A 14,055-nucleotide genomic window follows, 5' to 3' on the forward strand; every position below is an offset into this window, starting at 1 on the left:
AGGCGATATTGACCGGCCCGCTCATCCGCGGTTCACCCGGCGGAGGGCATGGGATCGCTTTTCCCCAATCAGGAAGATATGAGCTTGCACGCATTGAACACCATCGCGATCCGTACCCGTAAGCTGGCGACAAAGACGCTCTTGCTGTCGCTGATTGCAGGACTAGCGCTGCCTGCCCTCGCGCAGACCGTGAGCGACGATGCCGCCATGCCCGATACGGCGCTCAACGTGCCGGAGGGCCTGACCATGTTTGGCAAGCAGGACCCCAACGTCCGGCGTGCAACGGCTGTGGTCAACAGCGAGATCATCACCGGCACCGATATCGACGAGCGCGTGGCGCTGATCCTCGCGGCCAACGACGCGCCGGTGTCGGAAGAAGAGCGCAGCCGTCTGCGCCTGCAGGTGCTGCGCAACCTGATCGATGAAACACTGCAGATTCAGGAAGCCGCCGCCAACGACATTAAGGTCGAAGAGGCCCAGGTAGAGCGCACCTTTGCACAGGTGGCGGCGCAGAATTTCCGCCGCGACACCGCTGCGCTCGACAAGTATCTCGCCAGCATCGGCTCCTCTTCGCGCTCGCTCAAGCGCCAGATCCGCGGCGAACTGGCCTGGCAGCGGCTGCTGGGCCGCAATGTGACCCCGTTCATCAACGTGTCCGAGGAAGAGGTCAAAGAGGTTATAGAACGGCTGAAGGCGTCCAAGGGCACCGAGGAATACCGCATCGGCGAAATTTACCTCTCTGCCAACTCGCAGAACCGGGCCGAGGTCGCCAAGAACGCTGCGCAGATCGTGCAGCAGCTGCAGCAGGGCGGCTCGTTCGTCGCGTATGCGCGTCAGTTTTCCGAAGCCTCGACCGCAGCGGTTGGTGGTGATCTGGGCTGGATCCAGCTCGGCCAGCTGCCTTCCTCGCTCGCCGTCGTGGCGCGCGACATGCAGGTTGGCCAGCTCGCCGGACCGATCGAGATCCCGGGCGGCTTTTCGCTGATGTATCTGATCGACAAGCGCCAGATCCTGACGGCCAACCCGCGTGATGCCCTGTTGGGTCTCAAGCAGCTTTCGATTGCCTTCCCGGCAGGTACCACCGAAGCCGAGGCCACACGGCGTGCATCGGAGTTTGCCACCGCGACCCGCGCGATCAAGGGATGCGGTTCTGCCGATGAGGTCGCGGCGCGGCTTGGTGCGACGGTAACCAACAACGATCAGGTTCCAGTGCGCGATCTGCCGGCTCCGCTGCAGGACACGCTCATTGCACTGTCGATTGGCGAGGCAACCCAGCCGTTTGGTTCGGTCAAGGATGGCGTTCGCGTTCTCGTGCTGTGCGGCCGTGACGATCCGCAGGCCGAAGGCGGCCCCAGCCCCGAGCAGCTGATGGCCAATATGGAAGAGGAAAAGGTCAATCGCCGCGCCCAGATCTACTTGCGCGATCTTCGGCGCGATGCCGTGATCGAATACAACTGATGACGGAAGGCACCGACCGGGCGTGACGCAGTTGCTGGCCATATCCGCCGGCGATCCTGCCGGAATCGGTCCAGAGATCATCGGCAAGAGCTGGGAGGAACGTGCGGCGCAATCGTTGCCCGCGTTCTTTGCCATTGGCGATCCCCGCGCCTTTGCAGCGGTGTGGAACGGTCCGGTCCAAGTGATCGGGGAGCCAAGCGAAGCTGCGGAGCATTTCGCACGGGCGCTGCCAGTGCTTCCGGTGATCGATAGTGGCGGCGTCGTTCCGGGCGAACCCGATCTGGATGGTGCACGCTGCGCGTTGCAGGCGCTGGAAATGGGCGTAGGGCTGGCGCGCGCTGGCACCGTCTGCGCCATCGTGACCGGGCCGATCTCCAAGATCCAGCTCCAGAAGGTCGGCTTCAACTTTCCTGGCCAGACCGAGTTCATCGCCGAAGCCTGCGGCGTTTCGCGACAGAATGTCGCGATGCTGCTGGCGGGCCCGGACCTTCGCGTCGTGCCAATCACGGTACATATCGGCATCGCTGCGGTACCCGCGGCCCTGTCGATCGAGCTGATCGTCAACCGTGCGCGCGCTGCTGCGAAAGGCATGGCGCGCAATTTCGGCATAGATCGTCCGCGACTTGCCATTGCCGGTCTCAATCCCCACGCAGGCGAACAGGGCAGCATGGGCAGCGAAGAGGCAGAGATCATCATCCCCGCGATCGAGATCTTGCGCGAAGAGGGCTTCCTGGTCGCGGGCCCCCTGCCCGCCGACACGATGTTCCATGCCGCTGCCCGCGCGCGATACGATGTCGCCCTGTGCCAGTATCACGATCAGGCCCTGATCCCGATCAAGGCGCTCAATTTCGACGATGCCGTCAACATGACCCTCGGTCTGCCGATCGTGCGCACGTCGCCCGATCATGGCACGGCGTTCGATATCGCCGGAAAGGGCATTGCCAGCCCGCGATCGATGATTGCCGCCATCCGCATGGCGGGCGCAGCCTGGCAGCACCGCCAGACTTACGAAGGCTGATGCGTTCCCCGATGGCAGGCCTGCCCCCCTTGCGGGATGTGATCGCGCGGCACGGTCTGGCCGCCAGCAAGGCGCTGGGCCAAAACTTCCTGCTCGACGAGCAATTGCTCGACCGGATCGCTGCTGTCCCCGGCAACCTGGATGGCCAGGATGTCCTCGAGATCGGTCCCGGTCCCGGTGGCCTCACGCGCGCGCTGCTGCGCGCTGGCGCCAGGGTGACCGCCATCGAACGCGATCGTCGCTGCCTGCCGGCACTGGCGGAGTTGAGCGATGCCTTTCCTGGACAACTGACGGTGATCGAAGGCGACGCGCTGGAGCTGCCATTGGGGCAGGTGATGCCGGGGCCATGCCATATCGTCTCCAACCTGCCCTATAATGTCGGCACCGCATTGTTCGTCGGTTGGCTGGGGGGCAAGACCTGGCCGCCGCAATGGCTGTCGCTGACCTTGATGTTCCAGCGCGAGGTTGCCGACCGCATCGTGGCTGCCACCAACGACGATGCTTATGGCCGCCTTGCCATTCTCAGCCAGTGGCGGTGCCATGCCCGGCTGGCGATGAAGGTGCACCGCAGCGCCTTCACCCCGCCCCCCAAGGTCATGTCGGCAATCGTACACCTGACCCCGGCCCCGATGCCCGAAGGTGTCGCGCCCGCGCGGCTGGAGGCGCTCACAGCGGCGGCATTCGGCCAGCGGCGCAAGATGCTGCGCCAGAGCCTCAAGGGCCTGCCCGGCGCGCTGGCGGCGCTGGAGACCGAAGCCATCGATGCCTCCCGCCGCGCCGAGACGTTGAGCGTTGCAGACTTCGTGCGCGTGGCAAAAGCGATGGACGCGGGCTGAATGCCCCCTTTCCTTTCGCGTCACTTGCGTTAGCATCCCCTTTCATGGCGCGCAGCTGGGCACAGACCTGGCGCAGACCGAAGGAAGAGGAGCGAGACGGCATGTACGATCTGATCATTCGCGGCGGCACCATCTATGATGGCCTGGGCGGCGCACCCTTTATCGGCGATATCGCGATCACCGGTGATACCATCGCAGCGGTGGGCACGGTGTCCGGCGGTGCGCGCGAGGAAATCGACGCCAGCGGCCATATCATCACCCCCGGCTTCGTCGATATCCACACCCATTATGACGGCCAGGCAACCTGGGATGACGTCATGGCGCCATCTTCCTGGCACGGGGTGACCACGGTCGTCATGGGCAATTGTGGTGTCGGCTTCGCGCCTGCAGCGCCCGACAAGCACCAGTGGCTGATAGGATTGATGGAGGGCGTCGAGGACATTCCCGGCACCGCGCTTGCCGAAGGCATGAGCTGGGACTGGGAGACGTTTCCCGAATATCTCGATTCGCTCGAGCGGCTGCCTCGCACCATCGATATCGGCACCCATGTTCCGCACGGCGCCGTTCGCGCTTATGTGATGGGAGAGCGCGGCGCGCGCAACGAGGAGCCGACCGATGCCGACATCGCCGCCATGTCGGCTATCGTCGAGGATGGACTGCGTGCAGGCGCGCTCGGCTTTTCCTCATCGCGCACCGTGCTGCACAAGTCGATCGACGGTGAACTTGTCCCCGGCACCACGGCCACTGCACGCGAGTTGATCGGCATCGGCCGGGCGATGGGCAACGTCGGCTATGGCGTGTTCGAGATGGCCTCCGACCTCGTGCCCGAATGGAACGAGTTTGACTGGATGACCGCGCTGTCGAAGGAGACCGGGCTTCCGGTGACCTTTGCGATGCTGCAGTCGCCGATGAAGCAGATGACCTGGACCGAGCAGATGGCCGCGTGCGAAGAGGCCAACCGCACCGGCGGCAATGTCGTCGCGCAGATTTCACTGCGAGGCACTGGTGTGGTGATGAACTGGCGCGGGACCGTTCACCCGTTCGTCCAGCGCCCAAGCTGGCGGGCGATTGCCGATCTTCCCTGGGAGGAGCAGCTTGCCCGGCTCAAGGATCCGGCGTTCAAGGCGCAGCTGCTCGCCGAAGACAATCTGCCGCCGCCATCGATGGATACCGCCGCGCTGTTCATGATCGTGACCGCTGGTTTTGCGATGCAGTTCGCGATGCACGATGACTTTACCTACGAGCCGACGCGCGACGAGAGCATCGCGCTGATGGCAGATGCTGCGGGTCGCGATCCGGCGGAATACGCCTATGACGCGCTGATGGCAGGGGACGGCAACGGGTTCATCTATCTCCCCATCCTGAACTATCAGGATGGAAATCTTGAATTCATCAAGGGCCTGCTCGAGCGTGACGACACCGTTGTCTCCCTGTCCGATGGTGGGGCGCATTGCGGCACGATCTGCGACGCGGCCGCGCCAACATTCCTGTTGAGCTACTGGGCGCGTGACCGCAAGGCGGGCACGATCCCGGTGGAGCTTGCCGTCAAGCGCCAGTGCCACGACACCGCGCGCCTCTATGGCTTGAATGATCGCGGTGTGCTGAAACCCGGCTATCTTGCCGACCTCAACGTGATCGATTTTCCGCGGTTGCGTCTCAGTCACCCCTGGCTCGCGTTCGATCTGCCCGCAGGCGGCAAGCGCTTGCTGCAGAGCGCGCAAGGCTATGTCGCGACAATCAAGTCGGGCGAAGTCACGTTCCGCAACGGCGAGGTCACCGCTGCGCGCCCTGGCATACTGATCCGTGGACCGCAGAATGTGGAGCAGCGCATCGCTGCCGAATAGGCACTCTCAAGGTCTGAAGGAAGGCTGACGCCCGGCGCCACCAGGTCGAGGCTCAGCCTTCCGGACTGTGCCGGAGAATGGCACCACGCGGTTCCAGATGGCTTTCCATCGCCAGCTGCACCGCTTCGGCCAGACTTTTGGCGCCCAGCTTGTGCATCAGCTGCGCGCGATATGCCTCGACCGTCCGGGTGGAAAGCCCCAGCCGGTAGGCGATGATCTTGTTGGCCAGCCCCAGCACCATGCCGCACAGGACATCGCGCTCGCGATCCGACAGTCGTGCGATCTGCTCCTCGGCGTGCCGCTTGCGGGCGTCTTCCTGCACTTCCTGAAACTGCCGGCTGGCCGCGCTGCTAATGGACCGGACCAGGTCATCGACGTGGAAAGGTTTTTCGAGGAAATCGATCGCTCCGGCATGCATTGCGCGAACGGCGGTTGAGACCGACCCCGCGCCTGTCAGCATCACGATCTTGTGCAGGCTGGCGCGGTCGACCAGCGCCTGCTGGACCTCCATCCCGCTCATCCCCGGCATGTTGAGGTCGAGCACCAGGCATCCTGCGGGCAAGGCAGCCTGCTCGGCCAGAAAGCTCTCTCCACTGTCAAAGGCGTGCACGGCAAAGCCGCGCAGTTCCAGGGCTTCGGCGAGTTCACTGCGCACCTCGGCATCGTCATCGACGATGTAGACGGTGCGCGTCAGCGGCGTGTCCATCGTTCAAACCTTTGCAGCGATTGGAAAACGAAGTGTCAAAGTAGCGCCTGATTCGTCACTATTATCAGCCAGCGCGATCGATCCGCCAACCTCATCCATGATCTGCCGGCAAACAAACAGCCCCAGGCCGGTCCCCTTGCCTTCAGGCTTGGTGGTGCAGAATGCGTTGAAAGCAACCCCGGCGACCTGGGGTGCGAGACCTGCGCCATCATCGCGGATCTGCAGGGTCACCGCATCATCAGCCACGGCCATAGTCACATCGATGCGTCCGATCGGGCCAGAAACACTGGCGTCGCGCCGCGTATCGATGGAGTCGGCGGCATTCTGCAGCGCGTTGACCACGATCTGCTCAATCCCGATCCGCGGCAATGGCAGCACCGGCACGCTCGGCGGAACGCTGACATCGATGCTGATCGAACGTTCAGAAAGAACCGGACGCATGAACCGAACGGCGTTGCGAACCGCCAGCCCAAGGTCGGTCGGCAGGCATTCGTCACGTTCAAGCCTGGCATAAGCCGATGTCCGCTGAACGATCGCATTGGCGCGTTCAACCTGCTCGATGATCCGGTCAAACTTAGCGCACAAGCGATCGGCGCCGGGCTGTTCGCGGTCGACCATCAGCATGGCGTTCTGGGCTGCCAGTGAAATCGTGAAGAGCGGCTGGCGCAGTTCATGGCTCAAGGCCGATGCCATGCCGCCCAGCTCCATCAACCGCGCGCTGTGGCGCATTTGCGTCTGGAACGCCTTGGCGGTGCGCAGCTGGATAAGGCAGCCATAGCGCCAGCTGGCGGTTTCCCCATCATACTCGCGTGCCAGCAGCAGATACCATTGATCTTCCGGCCCGTGACCCCGCCGGAATTCCACCATGATCTCGTTCTGGTCGGTCAGGTCGTCAAACTTGCCGATATCCGCAGCGTGCACATCGAGGCTTGCACTGCGACGCCCCAGCGCCGCATCAATCTTGGCAAAGCGCAATTCGCGCTTCAGGCTGTCGAAGCGGATATCGCTGAGCAACTTGAGGTCGATTGCCGATCGCAGTTCCTCAACCGTTCGCGACAGATGGGTGCGTTGCCGCTCGATCGCAACAAACTCGTTGTTCGCTGCGGTGAATGTTTCAAGCAGTTCATCAGCCTCGCGAAATGGCGCGGTGAGCCGTGTCTCGAGATAGGCCTGGCCAAAGCCCTGCAATGCTGCGTTCAATGTCCGCGAAGAACGCCGCAATTTGCGACCGAAGAAGAACAGTCCGACCTGCAGGACCGCAAGATACGCCAACAATGGCAGCGCGCCACGCAGGGTATCGCCGTACAAGTCCACAACATGGCTTTGGGGCGACACTACCGCAAGCAGCCCTTGGCCCTGCGGCACAACGTAGCACATGTGGAGCCAGTAACTGAACGCGGCGCGATCCGCCGGTTCGGAGACGCCATAGTCGATCCGTTTGCAACCCAGCGCTGACGCCGTCGCTTCCAGCCGTTCGACAGGGGTGATCGCCAGGGGCAAAGGCTTATCCACGCCATGCATTCTGAGCCGGTACATCCGCCCTGCTTCGAGTTGGGCACTGTTGGGCAATGCGCCAACCGCTGTCCTGACATCGTGGTGATGCAGATCCAGCCGGTCGTTCACATGGTTCAGTTCGCCCAGCATGAACAATGCCGCCGCACCTGCCACCGCGATCGAGACCAAAGCCTCCAGCGATTGCTGCAGGCTGACATGGCGGGATCGATAGACGGTTCGCCGCGTGGTATCGATGACCAGCGCCAGCGCCACCAGATCGGCCGTCGCAGCCAGCATCGTTTCGCACACGATGCGGCGCATCGCGATGATCAGCGTGACGTCGAACGGGGTTTTAAATTGGGCGTAGATCACGGCAAAGCCCAGCAGGGTGCCGACCGTTGCCTGGTAGAAAAATGTGACCGACGAAAGGCTGCGAGCCTGCCCGGCAAAGCGATACACGGCCAGAACATTGCCGATTGCAAGGATCATCCCGACCGGATGGCCCCACCACCAGATGGTCGGAGCGCTGGTCAACACTGCGGTGATCAGCCCTGCCTTCACCCCGAACCAGCGATACGCCAGCAGATAGAACAAGGGCGCAAGCGAGATTTCGAAACCTGGTGCGGCAACCAGCCGCAGGTTGGACAGGGCCGTTGCCGCCATCAATGCCAGCAACGCCAGCGGCCATGCATAGGGCAAAGCCACGCGAAAGCCCTGCGGGTACGCGACGCTCAGCATGGCGTCTGACCCGCCGTCGCCACGAGCTCGCGCAGCGTTGCGATATCGATGGGCTTCATCAACAGTCCGCGGGTCGATGCGACAATCTCTGCGCGCGCAGCCTGGGTCAGGTCCAGGTGCGCGGTCATCAGATAGAGCCGCTCAGAGACCGGAACCTTGCCCCGGCTTGCCAGCGCCTTGAGCACATCAAGGCCATTCTCGCTGCGCAGCTTGTAATCGCACAGGATGAGGTCGAACGATCGGGACCGACTGGACTGCAGCGCCCCCTCTCCGTCGCTGACGCCGACCACCGAGCCGCCCAGAGCTTTCAAAAGCTCGACCAGTTCGCCACGCAGGGCGTCATCGTCCTCGATGATCAGGATTTCCGGTGCGTACACAGGCAGACCCTCGATCATTATGGTTGATCAAAGGTTAAGATCGGTTCGCCCGCCACTTCAGCAGTGCCAAGCGTGGTTACCCATCCGATCTTTCGTTCCATCGCGACGCCTTTTCAGGTGTGCGTCAGTCGCCGGTCATGCCGCATTGGCCAGGTCCGATTGCGACAGATCCATGGCCATGCCTTCGAGCTTGAGGATGATCGCCATCCGGTCCTCAACCAGCGCCAGGCCCTGCAGAAAATTCTCTCGCCCGCCCATGCCGATGACGGGCGGTGGCTGCAGGGAAGATTCCTCGACAATCACGATATCGTTGACCGAATCCACAATCAGGCCGTGCATCTGATCCAGAATTTCAAGGACGATGATGACATTGCGTTCGGTTGGCTCCACCCGCCCCCAGCCCAACCGATCCGACAGATCGATCACCGGCAGCACGGTACCGCGCAGGTTGACCACGCCGCGGACATAAGAGGGAGCGTTGGGCAGCTTGGTCGTCGGGGTCCACGCGCGGATCTCGCGAATGGCCATGATATCGATCCCCATCAGCCTGTCCGCCAGTTGAAAGGTCATGAACTGATGTGCCATCGTTTCCTCCCTGATCAATACGCTAAGCGACGCAGCGCAGTGTAGAGCTTTTCTGGATCAAAAGGTTTAACGATCCATCCTGTTGCCCCTGCCGCTCGTGCAATCGCCTTTTTGTCGGGTTGGCATTCCGTGGTCAGCACTAGCACAGGCGTTTCGCAAAACCGGTCCTGAGCGCGCAGCGCCGCAATCAGCCCGAAACCATCGAGGCGCGGCATGGTGATATCGGTGATGACCACGGCTGCATCATTGGTGTCCAGCCAGTCCAGCGCCGCGCGGCCATCCTCTGCTTCCACCACGGCATAGCCTGCGCTGGTCAGCGACGCCCGCAGCAGCATCCGCATGCTGGGACTGTCGTCAACTGTCAGGATCGGTTTTGTCATGCTGTCCACCTTGATCAGAAAAGTTCGACGTCGCCCAATGCGGCGGGAATTCGTGTCGCCTGCACGGGCGGTAGATCGCGCCCGACATTGCGGCACCGCACGCGCCCTGTAACAGGTTGAAAATCGAGACGGCGTGCCTGCTCGCCCCCGGTATCGGCCTTCAGCAGGGCGATGCGATCATTGCGCAGAAACTCCTTGGCAAAGCGGGCATTCTCGGTTCCGATTGCCCGCATTCCCGACAGCATGTTGCTGCCGCCATACAGATGCGCACGCATATTGGTCCGGCTAGCGCCCTTCTTGATCATGTCATTGACCAGAAGCTCCATCGCATAGAGCCCGAAACGCTCTGCGCCGTCGTCGAGCACCTGCATGGAATGCGGCGGCGACGCGAGGAGGAAGTGGTTCATCCCACCAAGTCTGGCCACCGGGTCGAACAGGCAACAGGCAATGCAACTTCCCAGAATGGTGGAGAAGACAAGATCAGGATCACCCGACACCGCATATTCGCCCTGCAGAACGTTGTGGCGCACCATTTTTGGCGTGGTGATCAGGTCCATCGGCACTGCAACAGCTCCCCCTTCCAACCCTCTGTAATGTCGCCATCCGCTGGAGAGGGGCAATCGTGCGCAGGCTCAGGTTCACCTTGACCTAGAATTCCGACCAATCCTCCGATGCATCGGTGTCGACCGCGATCGCCAGGTTGCCGCGTATCGCGGGACGTGCCGCAGCCCGAGGCGCCCTGGCGGCGGCGGGTCTGGCCATCTGCCGCACGTTGGAACCGTGTTCGCCGTGCCCGCCGGATGCCTCATCCAGCTTGAAGCGGGAGACCAGCCCCGTCAGCTGATCGGCTTCGCCAGTGAGGCTGCGTGCGGCGGCGGTCGATTCTTCCACCATGGCTGCGTTCTGCTGCGTCATCTTGTCCATTTCGCCGACAGCCGTATTGACCTGCTGCAGGCTGTTGGACTGTACGGTCGCCAACTCGGCAATATTGCTTGCAAGGCTGGCAATCTCCGCCACCTTCTCGACAATGCTGTCGAGCGCTTCGCCGGACTGGCCGACAAGCTCGACCCCGCGACTCACCTGGCGCGAACTTTCGCTGATCAGATCCTTGATATGCTTGGCGGCATCGGCTGACCGTTGTGCAAGCGCGCGCACCTCGTTGGCCACCACCGCAAAGCCCTTGCCGGCATCGCCAGCGCGCGCCGCCTCGACCCCGGCATTCAAGGCCAGCAGGTTGGTCTGGAAGGCAATGCCGTCGATCACGTTGATGATCTTTGCGATTTCCTGCGCCGACCGTTCGATGTCGTCCATCGCCACGACCGCTTCCTTGACCACCGCGCCGCCGCGCGTTGCGTCGGCATGCGCCTCGGCGACAGAGCGGTTGACGTGCGCAGCGCCATCTGCGGTTTCGCGCACGCCGCCCGTCAACTGCGCCATTGCAGCCGCCGTCTCTTCAAGCGATGCAGCCTGTTGTTCGGTACGGGAAGACAGGTCGTCTGATGCCAGACTGATTTCCACCGAGCCTGTGTTGATGGTCTCTGCTGTCTGGGAAACCTGGTTCAGCGTTTCGCTGATCCGGCTGCGCATGAACTCGAAATCCTGTTCGAGCTTGGCAAACGCCGGGGGCAGGCCTTCAAGGCGAACGGCAAAGTTCCCCTTGGCAAGGGATTCCAACGCCTGGCCGACTTGGGAGATGACGGCCAGGCGTTGGGCTTCTTCCGCGCGGAAGTAGCTGGAAAGGGCGATGTCCATGTCAAGCAGCGCGCACTTCACCATTGATCCGATGACATGGCCTTGCCGGTTGCCGGTAAGGCGCGCCAGTGGCGATGCTGCGGTCGCTTCGGTAATCAGCTGCTCAAGCACCATGGCATAGCCGCCGATATACCAAGTCGGCGCCAGGCCGATCCTGGCATGGACATTGCCAATCTGCTCGGCCTTGGCAAAATAGTTCTCACCAACCACATCACCTGAAAAAAGCTGAACCCAATGGTTGAACTGCTTGTCGCGGGCATGATCCATATTGGTCTGCGATTTGAAGAAGCGACTGACATCCGGTGTCGCGGCAATTTTTTTGTAAAAATCGCGCAAAGCATTCGGCGCATGCTTTTTCATTAACCTTAGTATTTTCGGGAAACGACCATAATCTTTTTTGGTTATTCCGAAGAACTGCATTCTGCTGTGATTAGCCGATGCCGTATCCATTGCCCCGTCTCCAAGTCCGTGTGGAATTATCTGCTGCTCGCTGCGTAAACAAAAAGCTAAATATCGTATAACTACGGTGATGCTCTGGCTTTCGGATTTGGCGTGCTTTCACGTCAGCCCATGCCTCCTGCCCCTCCCAATCAAGGTCGGATCAAACCCCCAGACCGCACCTACAAACCCATCGGATCGAAAAAACACTTGCCTCTGAGATGATATTATATATCACGCTCCTCGACGAGGGCGGCAGGTTGCCTTGGTATCTGCGTGGGGGCGATAAAGACGATGAACCAGACAAGGAAAATGGCAATACCGCTGCTGCTGGCGGGTGTTGCGTTGCTGCCCGGCCATGCATGGGCGATCGAGGATGATGCAAACAACATCATCGTCACCGGCCAGCGCCAGGCCTATCGCGGCGACTTCAGCTTGCGGGAAACGCCGCAGGCGATCACCCAGATCGGCCAGGACCAGATCGATGCGAACAACCTCACCCGGCTGGCCGATGCGCTCGATCTTTCCGCGTCGGTCGCGCGGCAGAACAACTTCGGCGGCCTTTGGGATTCCTATGCCGTGCGGGGCTTTGCCGGGGACGAGAACCTGCCCTCGGGCTATCTGGTCAACGGCTTCAACGGCGGACGCGGCTTTGGCGGCACGCGCGATGTCGCAGGGATCGAACGGATCGAAATCCTGAAAGGGCCCAACGCGGCACTGTTCGGGCGGGGCGAGCCGGGCGGAACCATCAACATCGTCACCAAGCGCGCCGATTTCGACACCCGCGGGCGCATCAACGTGCAGGCAGGCAGCTTCGATCGCCGCCGCGCGGATGCCGACGTCAATCTGGCAGTGGGCGACATCGCCGCGATCCGCCTGATCGGGTTTTACGAGGACGCAGGCAGCTTTCGCGAGACGGTGCGGTCCGAGCGGGTCGGCTTCGTGCCTTCGGTGCTGTTCAAGCTGGGCGCAAACACGAACCTGACCTACGATCTGGAACTGACCCGGCAGGAAGCCGATTTCGACCGTGGCACCGTGGCGATTGATGGCGTGCTGGGGCGCGTTTCGCGCCGCGCCTTTTTCGGCGAACCGGCAGACGGCCCGATCGAAGCGGATGCCACCGGCCATCAGGTTCAGCTCGACCATGCCTTCAGCGATGACTGGCACCTGCTCGTCGGCACGCAATATCGCGAGACGCGGCTGGAAGGCTTTTCCACCGAGGCAGAGCTTGCCGCAGCGCGCCAGCGATTGCAGCGCGATGGACGTTCGCTGTCGCGCCAGCGGCGTTCGCGGTTGTACGAGGGCGAGCATTTCGTCGTGCGCGGCGAGATTTCCGGGCGCTTTGCAACGGGCAGCCTGACCCACCGGGTGCTCATGGGCGTTGATTATGACGAGTTCGACAATTCGCAACTGTTCCTGCGTTTTCGTCCCGCAGCGATCGGGGCGGCAACCAGCGCGCAGGCGAGCAACGATATAGACGTGTTCAACCCCGTATATGGCCGGTTCCCGCTGCCCAGTCCGGGGCCACAGACCAACCGGCTGGACCAGCAGCGAGCAGTCGGCGCCTATGTCCAGGACCAGATCAGCCTGACCGACAATCTGCAGGTCCGGCTTGGCGGGCGTTTTGACGACATTACCGTGGAGAGCCTCAACCGCGCCAACAACGCCGCCGCCAGCCGCAGCTACAACCGGTTCAGCCCGCAAGCAGGCGTGGTCTTTACCGCATCGCCTGCCCTGTCGCTTTATGCCGCTTATGGCGAGGGTTTCCGCGCCAATCTCGGCGCGACGGCGACCGGCGCGCTATTCGATCCGGAAACCAGCAGGTCCGCCGAAGTCGGGGCGAAATTCGGTCTGCTCGACGACCAGTTGCAGGGTACGGTGTCACTGTTCACTCTCTCCAAATCGAATGTGCTCGCGGCAGACCCTGCCAACCCCGGCTTCTCGCTCCCCATCGGCAGTGCCCGCAGCCGGGGTCTGGAAATCGACATCAACGGCAAGCTGCCCGGCGACATCGACCTGTGGTTTTCCTATGCCTATATCGATGCCGAGGCGCGCGAGGATGTGGTCGATCTCAACTTCGGCCTGCCGATCCGCAAGGGCGACCGGCTGATCAATGTGCCGCGGCACACGCTGAGCCTCCAGGCATCGCGCGGCTTTGCCATCGCTGACACCCGCCTGACGCTGGGCGGCGGCGTGCAGCATGTCGGCGCACGGCTGGGCGAGACGGCAACGACCTTCACCCTGCCCGACTACACCCTGGTACGCCTGTTCGCCGCCTGGAAATTGCAGCAGAATATCGAAGTGTTTGCCGACGTCACCAACCTGTTCAACACGACCTATTACACCAACAGCTTTGCCCAGTTGTGGGTGCAGCCGGGCACGCCACGCGCAGCCTCGGTCGCGCTGCGACTGTCGTTCTGAAAGAGGCG

Annotated in this window: 12 protein-coding genes; 5 read left to right on the forward strand and 7 right to left on the reverse strand. The window is 62.3% G+C overall.

Annotation, left to right across the window (positions count from 1 at the left end; translation table 11 throughout):
- Positions 1-78: 78 nt before the first annotated feature.
- The 4 genes from D618_RS0109790 to D618_RS0109805 are packed head-to-tail and all read left to right on the forward strand — an operon-like array spanning position 79 to position 5,156.
- Positions 79-1,458, forward strand: a complete 1,380-nt coding sequence (locus D618_RS0109790) for a peptidylprolyl isomerase (RefSeq protein WP_051041370.1) — start codon at positions 79-81, stop codon at positions 1,456-1,458.
- A gap of 22 nt (positions 1,459-1,480) precedes the next feature.
- A complete protein-coding gene (gene pdxA, locus D618_RS0109795) occupies positions 1,481-2,476 on the forward strand; it encodes a 4-hydroxythreonine-4-phosphate dehydrogenase PdxA (protein ID WP_017671336.1) in 996 nt (331 codons plus the stop codon).
- A gap of 11 nt (positions 2,477-2,487) precedes the next feature.
- Positions 2,488-3,312 carry a 16S rRNA (adenine(1518)-N(6)/adenine(1519)-N(6))-dimethyltransferase RsmA gene (gene rsmA, locus D618_RS0109800; protein ID WP_017671337.1) on the forward strand — a complete coding sequence of 275 codons (825 nt, stop codon included), beginning with the start codon at positions 2,488-2,490 and terminating at the stop codon, positions 3,310-3,312.
- A 44-nt stretch (positions 3,313-3,356) separates the two neighbouring features.
- Positions 3,357-5,156, forward strand: a complete 1,800-nt coding sequence (locus D618_RS0109805; protein ID WP_017671338.1) for a D-aminoacylase — start codon at positions 3,357-3,359, stop codon at positions 5,154-5,156.
- 52 nt (positions 5,157-5,208) lie between these two features.
- On the opposite strand, the gene D618_RS0109810 is transcribed toward D618_RS0109805, so the two are convergent.
- The 7 genes from D618_RS0109810 to D618_RS0109840 all read right to left on the reverse strand — a co-directional run bounded on the left by D618_RS0109810 (position 5,209) and on the right by D618_RS0109840 (position 11,638).
- The gene (locus D618_RS0109810; protein WP_017671339.1) at positions 5,209-5,862 is read right to left on the reverse strand and encodes a response regulator; all 654 of its coding nucleotides are present in this window, start codon (positions 5,860-5,862) and stop codon (positions 5,209-5,211) included.
- Positions 5,863-5,865: 3 nt separating this feature from the next.
- On the reverse strand, positions 5,866-8,094 hold the full coding sequence (locus tag D618_RS18135) for an ATP-binding protein (RefSeq protein ID WP_017671340.1): 2,229 nt from the start codon (positions 8,092-8,094) through the stop codon (positions 5,866-5,868).
- Complete coding sequence (locus tag D618_RS19030) at positions 8,088-8,489, reverse strand: response regulator (RefSeq protein WP_017671341.1); 402 nt, start codon at positions 8,487-8,489, stop codon at positions 8,088-8,090. Before D618_RS19030 ends, D618_RS18135 begins: the two co-directional genes overlap by 7 nt.
- 117 nt (positions 8,490-8,606) lie before the next feature.
- Complete coding sequence (locus tag D618_RS0109825; protein ID WP_017671342.1) at positions 8,607-9,056, reverse strand: chemotaxis protein CheW; 450 nt, start codon at positions 9,054-9,056, stop codon at positions 8,607-8,609.
- A 14-nt stretch (positions 9,057-9,070) separates the two neighbouring features.
- Positions 9,071-9,436, reverse strand: coding sequence for a response regulator (locus tag D618_RS0109830; protein WP_026091511.1), 366 nt, complete (start codon positions 9,434-9,436; stop codon positions 9,071-9,073).
- Between the two features lie 14 nt (positions 9,437-9,450).
- Positions 9,451-9,993, reverse strand: coding sequence for a chemotaxis protein CheD (locus D618_RS0109835; RefSeq protein WP_017671344.1), 543 nt, complete (start codon positions 9,991-9,993; stop codon positions 9,451-9,453).
- A gap of 91 nt (positions 9,994-10,084) precedes the next feature.
- Positions 10,085-11,638, reverse strand: a complete 1,554-nt coding sequence (locus tag D618_RS0109840) for a globin-coupled sensor protein (protein ID WP_026091512.1) — start codon at positions 11,636-11,638, stop codon at positions 10,085-10,087.
- A 300-nt stretch (positions 11,639-11,938) separates the two neighbouring features.
- Here D618_RS0109840 and D618_RS0109845 point away from each other — a divergent pair, with 300 nt between their 5' ends.
- Positions 11,939-14,047 (forward strand): TonB-dependent siderophore receptor, encoded by a 2,109-nt coding sequence (locus D618_RS0109845; RefSeq protein ID WP_017671346.1) that lies wholly within the window; start codon positions 11,939-11,941, stop codon positions 14,045-14,047.
- The last annotated feature ends 8 nt before the right edge of the window (positions 14,048-14,055 follow it).

Origin of the sequence: Blastomonas sp. AAP53 (genome assembly GCF_000331245.1) — a bacterium.
In the GTDB taxonomy this organism is placed as follows: domain Bacteria; phylum Pseudomonadota; class Alphaproteobacteria; order Sphingomonadales; family Sphingomonadaceae; genus Blastomonas.

Bases quoted from the DNA above. Each gene is read 5' to 3' on its own strand.
- D618_RS0109790 (WP_051041370.1), top strand. From the start codon at position 79: ATGAGCTTGCACGCATTGAACACCATCGCGATCCGTACCCGTAAGCTG.
- rsmA (WP_017671337.1), top strand. From the start codon at position 2,488: ATGGCAGGCCTGCCCCCCTTGCGGGATGTGATCGCGCGGCACGGTCTG.
- D618_RS0109805 (WP_017671338.1), top strand. From the start codon at position 3,357: ATGGCGCGCAGCTGGGCACAGACCTGGCGCAGACCGAAGGAAGAGGAG.
- D618_RS0109810 (WP_017671339.1), bottom strand. From the start codon at position 5,862: ATGGACACGCCGCTGACGCGCACCGTCTACATCGTCGATGACGATGCC.
- D618_RS18135 (WP_017671340.1), bottom strand. From the start codon at position 8,094: ATGCTGAGCGTCGCGTACCCGCAGGGCTTTCGCGTGGCTTTGCCCTAT.
- D618_RS19030 (WP_017671341.1), bottom strand. From the start codon at position 8,489: ATGATCGAGGGTCTGCCTGTGTACGCACCGGAAATCCTGATCATCGAG.
- D618_RS0109825 (WP_017671342.1), bottom strand. From the start codon at position 9,056: ATGGCACATCAGTTCATGACCTTTCAACTGGCGGACAGGCTGATGGGG.
- D618_RS0109830 (WP_026091511.1), bottom strand. From the start codon at position 9,436: ATGACAAAACCGATCCTGACAGTTGACGACAGTCCCAGCATGCGGATG.
- D618_RS0109835 (WP_017671344.1), bottom strand. From the start codon at position 9,993: ATGGACCTGATCACCACGCCAAAAATGGTGCGCCACAACGTTCTGCAG.
- D618_RS0109840 (WP_026091512.1), bottom strand. From the start codon at position 11,638: ATGGATACGGCATCGGCTAATCACAGCAGAATGCAGTTCTTCGGAATA.
- D618_RS0109845 (WP_017671346.1), top strand. From the start codon at position 11,939: ATGGCAATACCGCTGCTGCTGGCGGGTGTTGCGTTGCTGCCCGGCCAT.